Raw genomic sequence first — 18,354 nt, forward strand, 5'->3', positions numbered from 1 at the left:
TATAATTCTTTCTTTGAAGTATTTTATTCCGCTATTTGCGGGGTTCAACTAATAATCAGTAGCGTATAGCCCCACTAACTAAAGTCTCAGTTTATCTCCTTAAGCTTGGCAGAAAACGCGCAGAAAAGCAATTAAATTACTATCAAGTATTCATTTAAATGAAAAAAGAGCACACATGGTGTGCCCTTTTTAGGAGATATTACTTTTCTAAAATATCTTCTAGCAACTTCACTTGCTCGCTAACAGTATGCAACGTCTTCACCGATATATCATTTCGATGTTTTTCTTCTTCCACACTTGCTAACACTTCTTCCGTAGCCGCAGAAGTTTGCTGAATTACATTAGAAGCATGTGTAACATCCTTTACGATATTCGTCGTTTTAACCTGCAAGTTTTCTTGATGACCAACAATCTCTCTCATTACATCATTAATTGCATCAATAAACTTCCCTAAATCCGTTACATTTGTTAAAACACTTGCTAGCATTTCATTACATTCTTCTTGTACTTTTTCTGATTTCTCTACCTGCACTTCCACTTTACTTGCTTGATTACTAAACTCCTTCAAAATACCTTGAATTCTCCCCGCAGAACGATTCGATTCTTCGGCAAGCTTTAACACTTCATTCGCTACAATAGCAAATCCTTTTCCATGCTCTCCTGCTCTTGCAGCTTCTATATTTGCATTTAAAGCTAGCAAACTCGTCTGACTTGAAATATTCGTTATTACATCTACAATTTCGTTAATTTGCTTCGACTGCATCATTAAATCTCTAAATATAATTCCTGATTGTGAAACAACATCATTTAAACTTCTCATATTCGCTTCAAAATTTCGTAAAGTATGTACACTACCCTTTGAAATCTCTAAACTTTCATCAACACGAATCGATGCATTTCTTACTTGAGATATAATTTGTTCAATATTCCCTTCCATATCGTTCAATACTTCTACTGAACGTGACATCATCTCTGATTGTGATTGAGTGCCAACTGCCACCTCTTCAAAAGCAAAATTAATTTCACTCATCGACTCCATCGATGTATTTATATTTTGTCTTAAGTGATTAAAATTACTATCTAGTTTCCCAACCGTTTCTTCAATAAGTCTTTGCGTTTCTTCTAGCTCCTGAGCTTTCCTCATTACTTCTTGCTTCTCATCACTTAAACGAGCTAACAGATTAGAGCCAATCTTCGTTACGCCCCACATTGCAATCGTTACAATCGCTAACAAGCTTGCGAAGTTTGCAGCTTCAGATGCCGCTGTATAAGCAAAAAATTGCTCCGGCCAATAACTACAAAGAATAAATGTGATAACAACCGCCACTCCACCAAGAATGATAACGAGACGTTCACTTAAATAAATAAGTGAAACTGCTAGCGTAAAGTAGACCATTTGAAATACAGCCGGACTTTCATTAAAAGCTTGTACCATAATGAAAGACATAATAAGCAACATAAATGTCATGATATATTTATACATCGCTTCCATGCTTTCTATAAAAGTAAGAATCGTTCCAAATACAACAACTGAAATACCACAAACCCAAAACGCTATTGCTCTCTCTGTAAAAATATATCCGTAATACCCAATCGCGATTATTCCAAGAAAGAAACTACAAATCGTAATAAACAGCAATAAATGATTTTTCTGTGATTCTTTCTCAAGGTTAGAAAAACAAGTTCTCTTTAACCACTCCATATATGAAGCCCCACCTTCTACTTATACATATCAATTACTTCAACTTAAATACCGCACTTACTGGGTTATGATCGCTATTTTCAAACTTTAAATCTTTCCCTTGTACATTTACAATTTCCACATTCGGTGAAACGATAAAACCATCAATAATCGTGACGAAGTTTTCACCCTCCACATATTTCTTCACATCATCTCTCACAGTCATAACAGACGGATCTACAGCCCACTTAAAGCCACCATCAGTAAAGTCCTTTGGTAACTCTACTAACCACTCAGGACGCTCTTTCACAAACTTCGGATCACTTAATTGAACATCAGAAACTAATTGATTCCAATCTCCACCCATTATTACGTAATCACCATTTTTATAATGCTTGTTCATATAGTCTTTTAAATACTCTACTTGCTGTTTTCTAATTTTCCCGCCTTCATCGTACGCAGACAAATGTAAGTTTACAAGTCTAACATGCTTTCCATTATTAACAGGGATTGTATGTTCAACAATCGCTCGATCTAAATCAAATAAACGCTTCGGCCAAGGCTCCATTCCAGGAAGCTGGAATCTCTTCGCTGTTTGAACTGTATATTTAGAAAATGTACTTAATCCAGCCTCCGCATATCCCATTGGACTTGTGATTGGTACAGGGACCCATTTTGTATCATAGTTCTTTCCGAACGACAAAGCATAATCAGGTAATCCCTTTTTCAAAAATTCATGCCCATTTACATCAAAAGATCGCATTGATTTTATATCAACTTCTTGCAATAACGCAAAATCACTATTCTCATTTTGTAAAAACGAAAGCATTTTCTTTAAATTCGTTTCCGTTTGTTCTTTACTACTTGAACCAGACCCTTTTCCCCCATCCATAAAGAAGTCTTGATCCTTATCTAGTCCAGCATATCCAATATTAAACGTTGTAACTTTAAATTCATTTCCCTGCGCAATTACGCGCTCCTTATTGTTTTCCACCTTCAAGCTTATAACATCAGCCGGCTGTTCTTTTGTAAGTGTCATATACGCTAAAAAACCACCTACAACTCCCACCCCTATTAAAATACATATAAGTACTATTTTTAATAATTTTTTCAAACGAACGACTCCTTTTCTAAAACTATCAATTTTACTTTTCTTTATTTTCAGTTAACTGAAGCGAATGACAGACATACGAAACATTTTATCATATTGAAAACCTTATATCACTATATTTAGTTTATAAGCATGAATTCTCTATCTTAAACCATCACATACATACACAACAGCTCCACTTCTTCACTGGAAATTATACGCAATTTTTAGTACACTATATGTAATAATCATAGGCGATGGAGTTCGCCATAACTGCTGCTTAGCTAATGACTCCTACCAGTATAACTACTGGTAGGAGTCTATTTTTTTGAGCAAGCTATTTAAAGAGGTGAAGAAATTGATTTATATTATCGTTGGCATAGCCGGTATATTAGGAGCCCTCTCTCGTTATTATTTAGGTCTTACTATTCATACTTCATGGCATCATTCATTTCCATTAGCTACGTTACTTATTAACTTAGCCGGCTGCTTCTTATTAGCGTGGCTAACTACGTATATCGCTCGGAGAAACATCTTGCCTTCAGAAATTATCACAGGCATTGGGACTGGATTCATCGGTTCCTTTACGACGTTTTCAACATTCAGTGTAGAAACTGTGCAATTAATCCATCATTCTGAATGGGGTACGGCTTTCTTATATGTATCATGCAGTATACTTGGTGGCCTTATTATGTCGGGTCTTGGCTATACACTAGGTGATTTCTTAATTAAGAAACAGCTTACGGAAGGTGATCACTTATGATGGAAGCTTTATTAGTGGCAACTGGAGGTTTCTTCGGTGCTATTACACGATTTGCAATTAGCAATTGGTTTAAAAAAAGGAATAAAACTTCCTTTCCAATTGCTACATTTCTCATTAATATAACAGGCGCGTTTTTACTTGGATATATAATTGGCAACGGCGTCACTACAGGTTGGCAATTATTATTAGGCACTGGATTTATGGGTGCCTTCACGACGTTTTCAACATTTAAGCTAGAGTCCATTCAGCTCTTCAATCGTAAAAACTTTGGCATACTATTTCTATATTTAAGTGCTACTTATATAATCGGTATCCTTTTTGCATTCCTTGGAATGAAGCTAGGCGGAATATAAAAAAAGAAAGCGACTCTTATCAGTCGCTTTCTTTCATAAGAAGTATGTCCCGCCATATGGAATGGAAAATAAACCCGCTGGATGCACATCGTAATGTACAATTTGCATCGGAGGCTGTGAGTACGACATATACTGCCCTTGCATCATTTGTGCAAAATATGCTTGCTGCTGCATTTGCATCGCTTGATTCACAGCATGAATTGTCCCCTGTGCTCCTGCCAAAGTAATAGCCGATCCGATCTGCCTTTCAGGATAACAATAATGATTCACCATGATTCAGCTCACTTTTTATTTTTCTTCCCTATCGTATGTTTCTATTTCATGGCAAGTGTTTTATTACGCTGTCTTTTTTCGAAGCACCGATAAAAGAGCCACACACAAAATTGCAACAATTCCAGTGAAAGTAAATAAATATGCTAACGGAATTAAGTAAAATGGCTCCACTAAAGTTCCGTCTGGTTTTACTTCAGAACCAACTGCATTAAACATAATGATGCATAACACTCCTAAAAATATTGGACTAGAAGCTAATAAGTATTTTTTCATCATAATCTCTCCTTTTTATACTCTAAACTATTACCCGGCTGACACTGTAAGATTGAAAATTTAACCACTTTGATCTATTACTGTTTTTTTAACCTCGAAGTAATAAATCCAAATAATGAAATACCAATACCACTAAAGAACAGTAAATAACTTATTGGTACTAGGAAAAAGTAAGGTTCTATAAGCAAACCAGTTCCATCCATTTTACTAGTTGCACCGTGTATGAATAAACAAGTAGCTCCTAATGATATCAATACAATTGCTAATAAATATTTTCTCATAATATATTCTCCTTTGATTTCACAATTAATTTATCTGCATTCCTTTTTACTATTATAACTACCATCATAATAAGTCCACTAAACATTCTAAGTCAACAATTACTTATTGTTTTACGATAAAATATTATTGTAAAACACAATAAAAAAGCTATAGACAATCATTGTCTATAGCTTTTTTACTCCATTATTTCGTTCTAAAATATTCCTTCTGGAACATGCACATTCTTATCGCATTATGGTAGTTGCCATCAACGAAAAACTCGTCGAGAAGTTCTCCTTCTACCATAAATCCAACCTTTTTATAAACGTGTACAGCTTTTTCATTCTCTTTATCGACAACTAAATATATTTTATGCATATTTAATACAGAAAAAGCGTAATCCATCGCTAAACGCGTCGCCTCTGCTGCATAACCATATCCTTGATAATTTGGATCAATAATAATTTGAAACTCTGTTCTACGGTGAATATAATCGATTTCCACTAACTCGACCAATCCAACCATCTCATTATTTTTCTCAACGATAAATCGGCGTTCACTTTGATCATGTATATGTTTATCGTATAAATCCTGCAACTCCACAAATGCCTCATACGGCTCTTCAAACCAATACGACATAATATGGGCATTATTATTAAGTTCGTGTACAAACTTTAAATCTTCCCGTTCTAAAGGACGTAACTTCAATTCCTGACTCATTGCTATAACCTCCAAGTAAAAGAAACCTCTTCACTTAATTTCTCAATTTTTTTCAATTTTAAACGCCCTATTTACATTGTAAACTTTCAAGCAACTTGAAGGTCAAGACATAAAAAAGTAGTGCAAACTTATGCCTGCACTACTACTCTTTTCTCAAATCTCTCATATTTGATATGTATAAAGCAATGACTAAAACAAGAATTGCTCCTGCGTATAATAACGTCTCCATCGGTTCCTCATGAGATACAATAATTAATCGAATTAAAGCTGTAATTCCGATATAAATAAAATAACGTAACGGGAAATGATAATTCGACTTAAAATACTTAATAATCAATGCGATGAACTCGAAGTATAAGAAATAGACGATGATACTTTCAACCAATTTATACGATGTATATTCCTTTGTTGAAAATATGTATTGAATAAATGTGATAGTCTCGTTAATTAAAAAGATAGATAATACAATGGACAATATAATTAACGCTATATTCAATATCCACTGCAAAATGCTAGCTATGTAATGATCGATATTAAACTTCATTTTCTCTTTTAGCTCCCCTTCGTATAAGTACTTATTTATTATAGCAAAATTATGATTGGAAGTGCGTTAAATCATAGGTTCGTCCTTTGTTGTTGCCGGTGTATGGGATTCTCATCGTTTGGAGGAGTCTATTGACTGTTGCGCTCGATTGAACGTGAAGAAATTCTTTTAACTGCATATTTGTACAAATCCTACTAATAAGAAGTACATAATTTTGTAGGGCACCCTCATGTGCCACTTTAGAGATAGCTTTACAATTCGGACAATACCATCCTTTTTTCACTTTCAACATTGGTATTATAGAGCATACCTCACATTGTACGCCGTTTAACAACTCTCCTTTTTTGATTTTAAATTTTCCAAGGATATTTTGCTGTAATAGAGTGTGATTCGTTACTATTTGACAAATAAGCTTGTCTACATTTTTTATAGTTTTTTTCTTATATTTACTCTCGAACCATTTTATTTTATGAGGCAAATTTGCACTGTGGATAATTTTATTGGGGAGATTATCATCTGAAGCTTTAATAATAGTTCGGGGGGTACTAATTACAACGAGTGATTCAATTGGAAACCGAGAAAACCCATTTAAACTTAACCACTTCCTAAGCTGTTCCTCTTGTCTTTTCACTTGTAAAATCGGATCTGGAAACCCTTCTAAATTACCCTCTGATATTCTAATAAGCTGATTAAACTTTGAATCAAATAGTAACGTACCCGCTATATTTTTTATTTCGAGGAAAAGAAGAAAATATGCTGAAATGATAATCGCGTCAATTTGAAAATGGTGATTTTGATCAAACAACCTTATATCGTGCAAAATACTATATTTTTCTTCCGGCAAAAAACTTAGTGGATAGTTAATAGCCTGTTCACCTTTGTAACCAGCTTTATGCTTCGCTAAACTTTCTGCAATCATATCCCGTTTCGGATGGTGAGCAGGTAATCTTCTGGATAACGCTTCTAATTGCCGTAAATAAATTGGCATTTGTCGTTCTTTCACAATCATCTTTAGCCCTCCTCAAAATATATCGACGATTCGACAGAGAATATCGACTTACCGACAAAAACCGACACAACAAACACTCATAGAACCCTATATACAGTATAGCATCACATCAAAAAGCGTACTGTAATCATAATATTAATCCACCCATTTGATTCCGGCATTTTCAAAATGAGAGATTAGCATTCATCGTATGTAAAAGACCATTTTCTAAGTATGAACAAATTTTAGGAATTAGTTTATCTTTTTTTAATGATTTATTTAGAGGGAGTTTATACTCGGGAATTAACATAATAAACGTAGTAACTATTACTACAATCAACAACCGTACTACTTACATTTATAAAATGAGGAGACGATAAAACATGAACAAAAAAACGAAAGCACTATCATCTATACTGCTCGGATTCACACTAGCACTAACCGGATGTGTTGGTACGAAAGCTGAAGAAAATCATAGTAAGCCGAAACAAGAACAAGCTGCTAAAGAAACGAAAAAGGAAAATAAGTTAACGAAAGGCCAAAAAATGGCTAACATTCTTAGCGAGACAAATTGGCAAGGTACAAGAGTGTATGACAAAGATAAAAATGACTTAACAAAAGAGAATGCAAACTTCATTGGCCTTGCAAAATATGATGCGAAGTCCGGCAGATATGAATTCTTTGATGCTAAGACAGGTGCAAGTCGTGGCGATAAAGGAACTTTCTTTGTCACAAATGATGGGAAGAAGAGAATATTAATTTCCGAATCAATGAAATATCAAGCCGTTGTTGACATGACAAAGCTAAATAAAAATGTATTTACTTATAAAAGAATGGGGAAAGATGCTAACGGTAAAGATGTAGAAGTCTTCGTTGAACATGTTCCATATAAAGAAAAAAAGCTTTCTTTCACTGATCCGGACAAGCAGCTGAACACTACTACAGGAGATATTATTAAAACCGTTGATGGAGATAAAATATTAGGCGGTACCCTTTGGCACGGAACAAAAGCATTAGATGAAGCTGGTAATGATGTAACACAGTTTAATTCTAATTTTATAAGTCTAGCAAAATTTGATGACAAGTCTAATAAATACGAGTTCTTCAATAGCGAAACAGGTCAAAGCCGCGGTGACTACGGTTACTTCGATGTTGTACACGAAAATAAAATAAGAGCTCATGTATCAATTGGAAATAATAAATATGGTGCCGCTCTTGAACTTACTGAACTGAACAATAAGAAATTTACGTATAAAAGAACTGGTAAAGACCAGGCCGGTAAGGACATCACTATATTCGTTGAACATGAACCTTATAAAGGTGATGTTAAACCACAATTTAGCTTTTAATAAAGTTTAATTAAAAATCCTGTACTGAGCTACAGGATTTTTTTAAACAAAATTGTTTATAATTCCCTTAAAAAGCCTTACTACACATAAATTGTAGCAAGGCTCTGACTATTTAAGATAAAAATTAAACGACTTTATAATCTCTATACAAATAAGATTTAGTAAATAATGTTACTTACTATCCCTTCCAAAGAAAAGTGAAGTCGTTTCTTATAGCAAGCCTCATATTAGCAGGAATTTCATTTCAATCCATTTTACGTGAAGAAGTAAATCAACGCCGATTAACTATATTAGGAATTAGATTATTAATCAGTTTTAGAAAGAGTAAAATTTGTGACTAAGTAAAAAAGCGCCCTGATTACAGGGCGCTTTTTTATACCTAATACCTAATGACTAATACTAGCCGTTGGGTATAATGTTGTTCCTCCAATTGAAACTTTTATTTCATTTGTTAATGGAACATTTTGTTCATTGATAATTGTTCTCCACCATTCCCATGCAAGACCAGTACATTCTCTAGCTACGATTTTTATATTTTTTGAATTTGGTGGAAGAGGGATAACTGTAGAGTAATGAGCTGTTTTGTCTCTGCCGCTACCATCCCATGTTTTATGTGTTAGTACCTCTTTCCCATTTTGATCAAATGTGAATTCATCCCAAGATACATCAAATTGAGCAACGTAAGCACCGTAATGATCAAGTGTCATTTTAGCACTTGAATATTCTGTAGTTGTCGTCTCAATATAATCTGTATTGTTATGAACAGCAGCAGTTGCATTATCTTTTAAGAAAGTGCTTGTATATGAAATTGGATATGCTGGATTTTTAAGACTTAATTCAGCATTATCTTTAATGATATTTCGGATTTCATTGAAATCTTTAGTAACAACCTTGTTATGCTCTTTCGCATCTCCGCCTAATACTACAGCAGTAAAGGTACTTTCTTCAAAAATATCTTTATACTGTCCACTCGTTTCGACGCTGTTATTCTTAAGTAAGGCTTTAAAAGCAGCTTGTACATCTTTACTCTTAGATGTTGTTTCTAATTTTACATAAACAGTTCTACCATAAGCTACATTTGAAACCATAACAGGTGGAGCCGAATTACTTACACCTTTACGAGTTAACTCACCAAAAGTAACACTATTATCAAAAAGATCGGACGGGTTGTTAGGTAGTTCAGCACTTACGGTATAAAATATTTGCTTATATGCCGCTACCATCACTTTTTTCTCTCCATTTGCAACCGCATTAAAATCGATGTTTAGACTGTTATCGAGATATTTAGCGTTAACGTTAAGGGCACTTGCGATTTGTGATTTACTATAAACCATAGCTTCTGTATACTGCATTCTTGCAGGTAACGTATGTGTTTTAGAATACTTTTCATTCCAAGTAGATACTAAATCATCTACTGCTCCAGCCACATTACCATATGTCGGATTTTGGACAGTAATTGTATTTTCTTTTCTCATGCCAGGTAAGTCTATACTAATATTCAAAGGCTTTCTCTTAGCCACTAATAAACTCGGTTGATTGTCTGCAAAAGCTTTATTTGCAAGTTGTACCGCTCCTGGATACGTACGATTCACCACAGAATCAATAATCGAAATATCGACTGGTGAAGTTGTAAGTGATTTTTTCTCGCGTTCCACTACTACAAATTTACCATTTGAATTGATACTTTCTTTCGGAACAAAACTCTCTACCTTATCACCATTTACAGCTAAAACCTCTTGATTATTATATTTAAGGCTTGCTATACCAGTATCAATGCCACTAGCATTTTTGGTTACATCAGTTGCATTACCTACTTGTGTTTCTGCGAAGGAAATAGATGAATAATTAATAGTGCATAGACTAACTAATAAACATGTAAGGAACTTTCTTCTTTTAGTGTTTTTCTTAATATTCAGAAAAATCACCCCGTTCTTTTTTTAGTAAGATATGATAATGATTGATAAATGATAGCTAACTAATAAACCTACATAAATGCTTTTAAAAGTTCTTGAATCAACGGGATTACGCCACCTACAAATTTTAAAACTGCCATTGCGATTTCCATATTATTTCCTCCTTTTTTATTGCTACGAAAATATGATTTATCTTTATGCCCTCATTATAGTGACCCCTTACACTTTTATCAATACACTCTTATATGCAATATTACATACAAAAAAAACAAGCTGAATCCTCATAAAAAGTTATACAAAGATAAATTTTTCGTTTGGTAGATACTTAAAAAATTGAAGCATTCCTTTGCATTTTATGAGTAATTTACAAGTATATTGTTGGAATCATCGCAGGACCGGGAGTAATGAAATACTTGTGGGACAGAGCTATCATCGGCAATCGCATAAAAAAAGCTGCTGCCTATAAAATATAGACAGCAGCTTTTTTGCATACTCATTTTGTAACTAATAAACAGCGATTGGCCCATAGGGACCATTGATAATTTCTATTTTTGTTTCAAAAATATCTGTCAAAATTTTTGGGTCCATAACCTCTTCTACTGTTCCAAAAGCAGCAATTTGTCCATCTTTCATAGCACAAATTTTATCAGAGTATTTAGCTGCAAAATTTATGTCATGCATAACAGTCAAAATTGTTCTTCCAAACTCATTAGCTGCACGTCTCAAATGCTCCATCATTTGAACAGAACGAGCAACATCCAGGTTGTTCAGAGGTTCGTCTAAAAGTACATACTCAGTCTCTTGGCACAATACCATCGCTACATATGCCCTTTGTCTTTGACCACCAGAAAGCTCATCTAAATATCTATTCTCTAAACTAGTTAAATCTAAGAAATCGATATATTTAGAAATAATAACCTCATCTTCTTTAGTTAATCTTCCCTTTGAATAAGGAAAGCGCCCAAATCCAACTAATTGTCTAACAGTAAGCCTCGTTACAAAATGATTTTCTTGTCGCAATATAGTCAAAATTTTTGCTAAGTCTTTTGATTTGGATTCAGAAACATCCATATTTGCTACTTGAATTTGACCTTCATCCATATCTAAAAGTCTTCCAATCATCAAAAGTGTCGTGGACTTTCCAGCGCCATTTGGTCCAATTAAAGAAGTAAAGCCTGCTTTTGGTATTTCAATATCCAAAGGTCCTATTTTTACCTTATCAGTATAGAACTTTTTAACATTATCGATTTTTATCATAAAGCCCTCTTCCTTAAAACTATAGTTAAGAATATGATTCCACCAAATAATTCAATAATAACTGAAACTACACCTTGAGCATGGAATACATGATACATTAAAAAGTATGCACTCGTCATTATTAAAAATCCTATAGCAAAAGCCATTGGGAAAATATATCTATGATCATAAGTTGACGCCGCCTGATAACTCAAAGTTGCTACTAAAAAGCCGTAGAACGTAAGTGGCCCAATTAGAGCGGTTGAGATAGACATTAAAATAGCTACTAACACAAGCGTATAAATTACACTAGGTTGATATTTAACCCCAAAAGAAGTAGCAACATCCTTCCCTAATGACAAAACATTCAACTTCTTAGAATGAGCAAAAATTAATAGCGCTACAATTATGATCATAGGAATTACAACAGGAAAATATGCAGGGTCTGCATGATTAACAGAACCAAATAATCTCGCTTGTAAAATATCAAATTCTGAAGGCGCAAGTAGTTTTCTCATAAAAGTTGACACAGAATTTAGCCCGGTACCAATAATAATTCCAACTAAAAGCATAAGTTGTAAATTCCCGTATTTACCGGAAAGTAACCATCCATAAAGTATCAAACTCATGAAGACCATCACAACAACTTGAAATAAAAATGATCCAATTCCATTAAAGTTTATTAATGCACTAGCACCAAAGAAGAATATTGTACTCGTTTGAATTGCTGAATAAAGTGATTCGAAACCTAAAAGCGAAGGAGTAATAATTTTATTGTTCGTAATGGATTGGAAAGCAACTGTCGACAAGCTATGGCAAACTGCCGCAATAATCATCGCAACAATAGCTACTATCCTTCTCTTAACAACTGGGATAAAAGAAGGTGAATCTATCGGAACTGGATTGTTATAAACTAAAAGTCCATATGAAGAAAGGAGACCTAAAGCAATCAATGTTGTCAGTACAATCCAATAACGTCTTGCTTCCTTCTTAGAACGAAAAGCACTAGCTGATCTACTTTCATTATGAAGGCTAGAATCGACTTCGACATTTTCTTTATTTCTATAATCTAATGTGATCATCGCAGCCTCCTTGGTTTTCTTCTTCTCAATAGAATAGTAATAAACACGACCGCTCCCACTGTTGCAAGTATTAAAGAAACAGGGACTTCAAAAGGCTTTATAATTGTTCGAGAAATGATGTCACAGGCAGTTATTGTCCCCATTCCAATCACACAAACCCAAGGTAAATTACTTCTAAGATCATCACCTCTAAACATGGAAACAATATTTGGCACAATTAATCCTAAGAAAGGTAAGTGTCCAATAACAGCTGCAACAATTCCAACTGCAACAGAGATAAGACCAGTCCCAAAAAGAACAATTCTATTGTAATTAACTCCAAGGCTTGTTGCGACATCTTCTCCTAATCCCGCTAAAGTCAATCTATTAGCATACATAAAAATAAGCAAAGTAACGATAACAATTAGCCATAAATATTCATACCTTCCCACCTGAATGTTAGCAAATGAACCTACGAACCAAGTTTCAATACTTTGCGTCATTTGAAAAAGGAGTCCCAAAAAAGTAGACACTGCAGAAATAACTGCTCCAAGCATCAATCCAATAATAGGGACAATTAAAGACGAACGAAGTTTAACTCTTCTTAAAAACAGAAAGAAAATCATAGTTCCTATAAAAGAAAAAATGATTGCACCAGTCATTCTTTGAACTAAAGTCGGGGCAGGAAATAATAAATATACAAAAAGCAGGCCTAAGCCTGACCATTCAATAGTCCCCGTTGTAGTAGGTTCAACAAAACGATTCTGTGTAATTAATTGCATTACGAGCCCTGCCATCGCCATTGCAGCTCCAGTAAGCATTAATGCAACTGTTCTCGGAACACGAGTGATGAAAAACATCTCCATTCCGTCCTCTTGTCCACGTATATCATAAACTCCAGTAAACAGTGATATAATCCCTAAAATTATAACAATCATAATCGCTATTATAAAAGGTTTTGTCCATATTTTATTGTGATTATAAAACTGGGGTTGAGAAATATTCTCAACCCTAGAAATCATATTTTTTGACACTGTTTCGTACCCCTTTACACTACTTAGCTAAAGTTTTTGCGATATTTCCAAATAACTCTACATAAGTCTGAATTGATTCATTTGTGTAAGTATCTGCTGGTGCATAAATAACTTGTTTTTTAGAAACAGCAGTTGTGTTTTGAAGAGCTGGTGATTTAGAAATAACATCCTGAGCAGGAGCTGACTTAGCTGCATCAGATGTTGCAGCATCACGATCTAATACGAAAAGCCAATCAGGATTTGTTTGTGCGATAGCTTCAACAGAAACGTCATCACCTTTATGACCTGCAGTAGAATTCGAAACTTCTAATGCTGGAGTCCAACCGAAAATTTCATACATTGGTCCCCAAACACGACCAGAGTGCGGCGCAGCAAAACCAATATTCCCACCAGTAACGATAACACTCATAACTTTATCTTTTCCGTTATAAGCAGATTTTGCAGTTTCAATAGATTTATCAAAATCAGCCACTAATTTTTTAGCTTCTTTATCTTTATCAAAGATTTTCCCTAAAGTAATTGTAGAATCTTTAAGTCCTTTTACTAAGTTTTTCCCAGGCGTAGTAGATTTCTCAGAAACATCAAAATTAAGATCAATAACAGCTGCTTTTGGCACTAATTTTTTGATCTCTTCGTAATGATCAGCAAACCTTTGACCAACGATTACAAGGTCAGGGTTTGCAGCTGCAATAATTTCAAGATTTGGCTCACGGTGATTCCCAATATTTTGAACTTTTTCATCCTTTTTATATGCTGAATCAGCAGGCATGATATCCTTTGGAGCAGCCGCTAATTTAATTCCCCAATCAGCTAAAGTTTCAAACGTTCTATTGTCTAAAGCAACTACATTCTTTGGATTTACAGGAACAGTAACCTTTCCATGTGCATCAGTGATTTCAACCGTTTTTGGCTTATCACTACCATTATCTTTATTATTAGCCTTCGAAGTTTCTTTACTTGAATCCGAGCAAGCCACTAACATTAAAGTGAAAATTGCTAGAATACTTACTAATTTTAAAAGCATAGTTTTTTTCATACGTATACTCCTTATTATGTAATTTAGTTCGAAAATGATGACGTCCATAGATTGAATTAGATAGTAACTTTCATGTATCTAAATTGCTATTGATAATCATTTTCATTTGAACATCCTGTAAATAAGTATAGTCATTAATTCTGTGAAAATCTTGTGAATGGTGTGAGTTAATAAAATTAAAAATAAATTAGATACGGTCCCCACCAGATCCATCCCCCGCACGTACTAACCGATAGATTAGTACCTTATAAACCGTGATTTCTACTGCAAAAAATGCACATTTCCTTATAGCAATCTTCTTTTAATATTTCACAGAAACTACTTTATTATCTTATTTTTATCAATCAACCATTGAATAGCCTCTGCCATGTATCGTTTGAATATATCTGTCTTTCTTCTCACACTTTAACTTTTTTCTTACATACCCAATATATAAGTCTACTACATTTGGATTTACTACTACGTTATATCCCCAAACCTGATTCAAAAGCATTTCACGACTCAATATTGTATTTTTATTCTTGATTAAAAATACAAGTAAATCGTACTCACGCTTCGTAAGCGAGAGATTTTTACCATCTTTTTTCACAATATTGCTAGATGCATCAACAAAGAGATCTTTAAACTGAAAAAAGTTTATCTCATTTTGCTGATTATAGTCACTTCTTCTTAAAATAGCTTGAACTCTTGCTACTAATTCTTCTTTCACAAATGGTTTTCTAATATAATCATCTGCTCCTGCTTGTAACCCTGCTATGCAATCCTTACTAGAAATATTGTCGGTCACAATAATAATCGGTGTCTTTTTAACAAGTCGTACTTGTCTGCAAATTTCTGGCCCCGATATACTTAATGAATCCCAATCCAATATGATAATATCCCAATCTTGTTCATATACTATATTTAAACCTTGGTTTTCATTGTGAAGTTTTAAAATGAAAGAGCCTTCTTGCGTTAGACCGCTTACGATTTTCTTTGCTAAAGACCTTTCATTCTTAATTACTAACACCTGCCTCACCTATGGTTCACCTCTACTTCAATATAACTTAGTTAGATAAAAAATTATCTCAAAAAAACATTTTAAGATTTATAAATATGAAACCCTTAAAAAAAGCCATTATAACAGCTTATTAGGAGAACTCTATATAATCTTACAATAGATATGAATAGAAACTCAAAGGATATGAAGATTTAAATACATATTATTTAATCATTAAGGGTATCTATAGTATCTACCTGCTTATCAGCAATAACTATTTCTTCATTTTCTGTTTCAGAGGCACCGCCCCACCTCTATCAACTTAAGCATTTTATAAAACTACAAAACAAAATACGTTATTTTTTCTATTGCTTTAAACCTAGAAGACAAATCGCTTCAATATTTTCTGAATATTATGGGAGGATGTAAATACTGTGAACACGGTATATTTAGTGTTTAATTGACCTTATAATAAAAAACAGCGCGCTAAATTGATTTGAAAGGTGCAAAAAAATGATTACAAATCAACAATTAGTCATAAACAATTTGGAAGAAAAATTAAAAGTATTTACTCATGCAGTTAGTGGAGAACTTACAAAAGAAGAAGATTTCATCATAGCAAATACAGACATTCCTACTGATACATTCAATGTAGTATTGCCGAAATCTCCAAATATCAAAAATACAGGTAAGATTAGACATGGAATCGATAATTTTTCATATAAAAAATATCCCTTTAGTATTTGGATTGATGCTCAGTATTTAACCGAGGATTGGACAAAACTTATGCAAGAATATGACCTAGAAGAAGCGGAACGTAATGTGATGATGAAGCTTGAAAATACTCTTAATGTTGGTCAAAGAATTTCCGATCAACTTATGATTACTAATGTAAAAAATAATGAAGAACTTTTAAAATATATAGACGTATTCATGAGCTTATTTGAGGGTACACCAGAAAAAGACGCATTAGAAAGTTATTTTAATAAGTTTTCTCAAGTAAAATTAGGTTCAGAAGTTCAAATGTTTATTGGATGCATAGATGAAATACCTGTAACTACTGGTTTATTAATTGAAAGCAAAGATAGTTATGGTATTTATGATGTGATGACAAAAGAAACATTTAGAGGTAAAGGAATTGGCAGTGAAATGTTTCAATTTCTTCTAAATCAAACAACGGATAAACAAAAACCAGTTGTATTACAAGCTTCAGATGATGGAAAAAATATCTATAAGCGATTTGGATTTATGGATGTCGGGGAAATGGTTGTATTTGAATAAGGGGCTTTCTTATTCAGCTATAGGGCAGGATTCTTGAGCAACATAGATAGGAAATGATCCAAGTTTTTATAAAAGAATAAACTAATTGAAAATATTAAGGGCGTGTTTTGACCAATTTTTTTCAAAACACGCCTTTTTCTTTTTGTTTATCAAGGTTATTTGCTTAATTTGAACAAACTTTATTCTAAAACAACATGAATTATTAATTAAAATTACTTCCAAGGAGCATATCTTTACATAACAAAAAAGGAAGCAGAAACCTGCATTTTATGCAAAGTTACGCTTCCTGTTATAACAAAATAAAAAACCACCAAACAGTTATGTATTGGTGGAGACGGTGGGAGTCGAACCCACGTCCAAAAATATCGGCACTTAAGCTTCTACGAGTGTAGTCGATATATTAGCATTTCGCGAACTCTTCGGCCTATCGACAGGCTTCCAAGTTGCTAGTCTGATTGTTCTCTTCCTTCGCCCTCAGACGGCGAACTCCGGCGTAGTCCACTTAGTTTGAGTCCCTTACCCTACCACATGGACGATGGAGGGAGGAACCTTTAGTGCAATTAAGCAGCTAAAGAAAGATTGTTTTGTTTGCCAATTATAGGCTTTGACGTTTTAACGAGGCCGATCCCCTCGACTCGCAACCTAAGCTCGAACTATCCCTGTCGAATCCGTAACGTCCCCATGATAAAAATGGAGCATACGAAGAAATATCGTGATAACTACTAAGAGCTATTTTTCAATGTGCAACAATCTTACATAAGTTATTATATCATACGCGCGCCGTTTTACAAATGTAAATATCTGTATTACATCTTTTGACGATCACGGAACGCGCGTGCAATTTCACGTTTTGCTTCTTTTTCTTTTAAATCGTTACGCTTATCATATTGCTTTTTACCTTTTGCTAAACCAAGTGCCATTTTCGCGAATCCATTTTTTAAATAAATTCTAACTGGAACTAATGCATAGCCTGTTTCTTTTGAAGCACCCGTTAACTTTTCAATTTCTTTTTTATGAAGAAGTAACTTTCTCGTGCGAAGCGGATCATGGTTGAAACGATTCCCTTGCTCATATGTACTAATATGCATATTATGTACCCATACTTCACCATTATGTACACGTGCAAACGCATCTTTCAAGTTCACGCGTCCAGCGCGAATCGACTTAATTTCCGTTCCTTGAAGGACAAGCCCTGCCTCGTATGTTTCTTCGATGAAATAATCATGAAATGCTTTTTTATTTTGTGCAATAACCTTACCTGTACCCTTTGGCATATAACGTCCCTCCTCTATTTTTACTATTGTAACAAATGTTATAAAAAAGCGAAAGTGGCTCGCTCAGAATCGTTGGACATTGGAACTCCCGACAGAGAAGCGCTTTTTGCTTCGTCCGAGGGAGTGAAATGGCCAATAGATTCTAGCCACTGTAGCTGGATTCCATTAAAAAGCGAAAGTGGCTCGCTCAGAATGTGAGGTGGATGGAGCTTCTGACCTTGAGGCGCTCTTTGCCTCTTGGGAGG

Annotated in this window: 19 protein-coding genes, 1 other RNA gene, 1 pseudogene and 1 riboswitch; of the genes and pseudogenes, 5 read left to right on the plus strand and 16 right to left on the minus strand. The window is 34.2% G+C overall.

Annotated elements, in window-relative coordinates; all coding sequences use genetic code 11:
• Positions 1–199: 199 nt before the first annotated feature.
• Entirely contained in the window at positions 200–1,702 is a 1,503-nt protein-coding gene (locus J0835_RS25055) for a DUF4077 domain-containing protein (RefSeq protein ID WP_087983003.1), read from the minus strand.
• 34 nt (positions 1,703–1,736) lie between these two features.
• Positions 1,737–2,795 carry an endonuclease/exonuclease/phosphatase family protein gene (locus tag J0835_RS25060; protein WP_087983005.1) on the minus strand — a complete coding sequence of 353 codons (1,059 nt, stop codon included), beginning with the start codon at positions 2,793–2,795 and terminating at the stop codon, positions 1,737–1,739.
• A gap of 220 nt (positions 2,796–3,015) precedes the next feature.
• A riboswitch (Fluoride riboswitch) is annotated at positions 3,016–3,075 on the plus strand.
• Positions 3,076–3,129: 54 nt separating this feature from the next.
• Between J0835_RS25060 and crcB (J0835_RS25065) the strand changes: the two genes are divergently transcribed.
• Both crcB (J0835_RS25065) and crcB (J0835_RS25070) read left to right on the plus strand, forming a co-directional pair.
• Positions 3,130–3,534, plus strand: coding sequence for a fluoride efflux transporter CrcB (gene crcB / locus J0835_RS25065; protein WP_176373395.1), 405 nt, complete (start codon positions 3,130–3,132; stop codon positions 3,532–3,534).
• A complete protein-coding gene (crcB, locus tag J0835_RS25070; protein ID WP_087983007.1) occupies positions 3,531–3,887 on the plus strand; it encodes a fluoride efflux transporter CrcB in 357 nt (118 codons plus the stop codon). Before crcB (J0835_RS25065) ends, crcB (J0835_RS25070) begins: the two co-directional genes overlap by 4 nt.
• A 33-nt stretch (positions 3,888–3,920) precedes the next feature.
• Here crcB (J0835_RS25070) and J0835_RS25075 read toward each other — a convergent pair whose 3' ends face one another.
• The 6 genes from J0835_RS25075 to J0835_RS25100 form a co-directional block, all read right to left on the minus strand.
• Positions 3,921–4,160, minus strand: a complete 240-nt coding sequence (locus J0835_RS25075; RefSeq protein WP_087983021.1) for a DUF3947 family protein — start codon at positions 4,158–4,160, stop codon at positions 3,921–3,923.
• A gap of 63 nt (positions 4,161–4,223) precedes the next feature.
• The gene (locus J0835_RS25080) at positions 4,224–4,436 is read right to left on the minus strand and encodes a DUF3955 domain-containing protein (protein WP_087983023.1); all 213 of its coding nucleotides are present in this window, start codon (positions 4,434–4,436) and stop codon (positions 4,224–4,226) included.
• A gap of 74 nt (positions 4,437–4,510) precedes the next feature.
• On the minus strand, positions 4,511–4,717 hold the full coding sequence (locus J0835_RS25085; protein WP_087983025.1) for a DUF3955 domain-containing protein: 207 nt from the start codon (positions 4,715–4,717) through the stop codon (positions 4,511–4,513).
• A 181-nt stretch (positions 4,718–4,898) separates the two neighbouring features.
• Positions 4,899–5,414 (minus strand): spermidine N1-acetyltransferase, encoded by a 516-nt coding sequence (speG, locus tag J0835_RS25090; RefSeq protein WP_087983027.1) that lies wholly within the window; start codon positions 5,412–5,414, stop codon positions 4,899–4,901.
• Positions 5,415–5,556: 142 nt separating this feature from the next.
• Positions 5,557–5,958 (minus strand): phosphate-starvation-inducible protein PsiE, encoded by a 402-nt coding sequence (gene psiE, locus J0835_RS25095; protein ID WP_087983029.1) that lies wholly within the window; start codon positions 5,956–5,958, stop codon positions 5,557–5,559.
• A gap of 49 nt (positions 5,959–6,007) precedes the next feature.
• Entirely contained in the window at positions 6,008–6,967 is a 960-nt protein-coding gene (locus tag J0835_RS25100; RefSeq protein WP_087983031.1) for a nuclease-related domain-containing protein, read from the minus strand.
• A 362-nt stretch (positions 6,968–7,329) separates the two neighbouring features.
• On the opposite strand from J0835_RS25100, the gene J0835_RS25105 reads away from it, so the two are divergent.
• Positions 7,330–8,295 (plus strand): DUF4822 domain-containing protein, encoded by a 966-nt coding sequence (locus tag J0835_RS25105; protein WP_087983033.1) that lies wholly within the window; start codon positions 7,330–7,332, stop codon positions 8,293–8,295.
• A gap of 188 nt (positions 8,296–8,483) precedes the next feature.
• Positions 8,484–8,609 (plus strand): annotated as a pseudogene (locus J0835_RS25110) (purine/pyrimidine permease); the annotation flags it as partial.
• Positions 8,610–8,681: 72 nt separating this feature from the next.
• Here J0835_RS25110 and alo read toward each other — a convergent pair.
• From alo to J0835_RS25140, 6 genes are all read right to left on the minus strand, one after another.
• Complete coding sequence (gene alo, locus J0835_RS25115) at positions 8,682–10,220, minus strand: anthrolysin O/cereolysin O family cholesterol-dependent cytolysin Alo (protein WP_087983035.1); 1,539 nt, start codon at positions 10,218–10,220, stop codon at positions 8,682–8,684.
• Positions 10,221–10,712: 492 nt separating this feature from the next.
• On the minus strand, positions 10,713–11,465 hold the full coding sequence (locus tag J0835_RS25120) for an iron ABC transporter ATP-binding protein (RefSeq protein ID WP_087983037.1): 753 nt from the start codon (positions 11,463–11,465) through the stop codon (positions 10,713–10,715).
• On the minus strand, positions 11,462–12,526 hold the full coding sequence (locus tag J0835_RS25125) for an iron chelate uptake ABC transporter family permease subunit (protein ID WP_000631136.1): 1,065 nt from the start codon (positions 12,524–12,526) through the stop codon (positions 11,462–11,464). The genes J0835_RS25120 and J0835_RS25125 overlap by 4 nt, the downstream gene beginning before the upstream one ends.
• Positions 12,523–13,539 carry an ABC transporter permease gene (locus tag J0835_RS25130; RefSeq protein ID WP_087983039.1) on the minus strand — a complete coding sequence of 339 codons (1,017 nt, stop codon included), beginning with the start codon at positions 13,537–13,539 and terminating at the stop codon, positions 12,523–12,525. The genes J0835_RS25125 and J0835_RS25130 overlap by 4 nt, the downstream gene beginning before the upstream one ends.
• Before the next feature lie 19 nt (positions 13,540–13,558).
• On the minus strand, positions 13,559–14,575 hold the full coding sequence (locus J0835_RS25135; RefSeq protein WP_087983041.1) for a siderophore ABC transporter substrate-binding protein: 1,017 nt from the start codon (positions 14,573–14,575) through the stop codon (positions 13,559–13,561).
• 340 nt (positions 14,576–14,915) lie between these two features.
• A complete protein-coding gene (locus J0835_RS25140) occupies positions 14,916–15,593 on the minus strand; it encodes a response regulator transcription factor (RefSeq protein ID WP_087983043.1) in 678 nt (225 codons plus the stop codon).
• 474 nt (positions 15,594–16,067) lie between these two features.
• On the opposite strand from J0835_RS25140, the gene J0835_RS25145 reads away from it, so the two are divergent.
• Positions 16,068–16,835 (plus strand): GNAT family N-acetyltransferase, encoded by a 768-nt coding sequence (locus J0835_RS25145; protein ID WP_087983045.1) that lies wholly within the window; start codon positions 16,068–16,070, stop codon positions 16,833–16,835.
• 326 nt (positions 16,836–17,161) lie between these two features.
• Here the strand turns inward: J0835_RS25145 and ssrA are convergent.
• Together ssrA and smpB are read right to left on the minus strand one after the other, a co-directional pair.
• Positions 17,162–17,516: a transfer-messenger RNA gene (gene ssrA / locus J0835_RS25150) on the minus strand.
• A 125-nt stretch (positions 17,517–17,641) separates the two neighbouring features.
• A complete protein-coding gene (gene smpB, locus J0835_RS25155; protein WP_001123922.1) occupies positions 17,642–18,109 on the minus strand; it encodes an SsrA-binding protein in 468 nt (155 codons plus the stop codon).
• Positions 18,110–18,354: the final 245 nt, after the last annotated feature.

This window comes from Bacillus cereus group sp. Sample62 (assembly GCF_036851315.1).
In the GTDB taxonomy this organism is placed as follows: domain Bacteria; phylum Bacillota; class Bacilli; order Bacillales; family Bacillaceae_G; genus Bacillus_A; species Bacillus_A wiedmannii.

Coding starts and splice junctions, on each gene's coding strand:
- crcB (WP_087983007.1), top strand. CDS start 3,531: ATGATGGAAGCTTTATTAGTGGCAACTGGAGGTTTCTTCGGTGCTATT.
- J0835_RS25080 (WP_087983023.1), bottom strand. CDS start 4,436: ATGATGAAAAAATACTTATTAGCTTCTAGTCCAATATTTTTAGGAGTG.
- J0835_RS25125 (WP_000631136.1), bottom strand. CDS start 12,526: ATGATCACATTAGATTATAGAAATAAAGAAAATGTCGAAGTCGATTCT.
- speG (WP_087983027.1), bottom strand. CDS start 5,414: ATGAGTCAGGAATTGAAGTTACGTCCTTTAGAACGGGAAGATTTAAAG.
- J0835_RS25145 (WP_087983045.1), top strand. CDS start 16,068: ATGATTACAAATCAACAATTAGTCATAAACAATTTGGAAGAAAAATTA.
- J0835_RS25100 (WP_087983031.1), bottom strand. CDS start 6,967: ATGATTGTGAAAGAACGACAAATGCCAATTTATTTACGGCAATTAGAA.
- J0835_RS25135 (WP_087983041.1), bottom strand. CDS start 14,575: ATGAAAAAAACTATGCTTTTAAAATTAGTAAGTATTCTAGCAATTTTC.
- smpB (WP_001123922.1), bottom strand. CDS start 18,109: ATGCCAAAGGGTACAGGTAAGGTTATTGCACAAAATAAAAAAGCATTT.
- J0835_RS25075 (WP_087983021.1), bottom strand. CDS start 4,160: ATGGTGAATCATTATTGTTATCCTGAAAGGCAGATCGGATCGGCTATT.
- J0835_RS25105 (WP_087983033.1), top strand. CDS start 7,330: ATGAACAAAAAAACGAAAGCACTATCATCTATACTGCTCGGATTCACA.
- J0835_RS25120 (WP_087983037.1), bottom strand. CDS start 11,465: ATGATAAAAATCGATAATGTTAAAAAGTTCTATACTGATAAGGTAAAA.
- psiE (WP_087983029.1), bottom strand. CDS start 5,958: ATGAAGTTTAATATCGATCATTACATAGCTAGCATTTTGCAGTGGATA.
- J0835_RS25055 (WP_087983003.1), bottom strand. CDS start 1,702: ATGGAGTGGTTAAAGAGAACTTGTTTTTCTAACCTTGAGAAAGAATCA.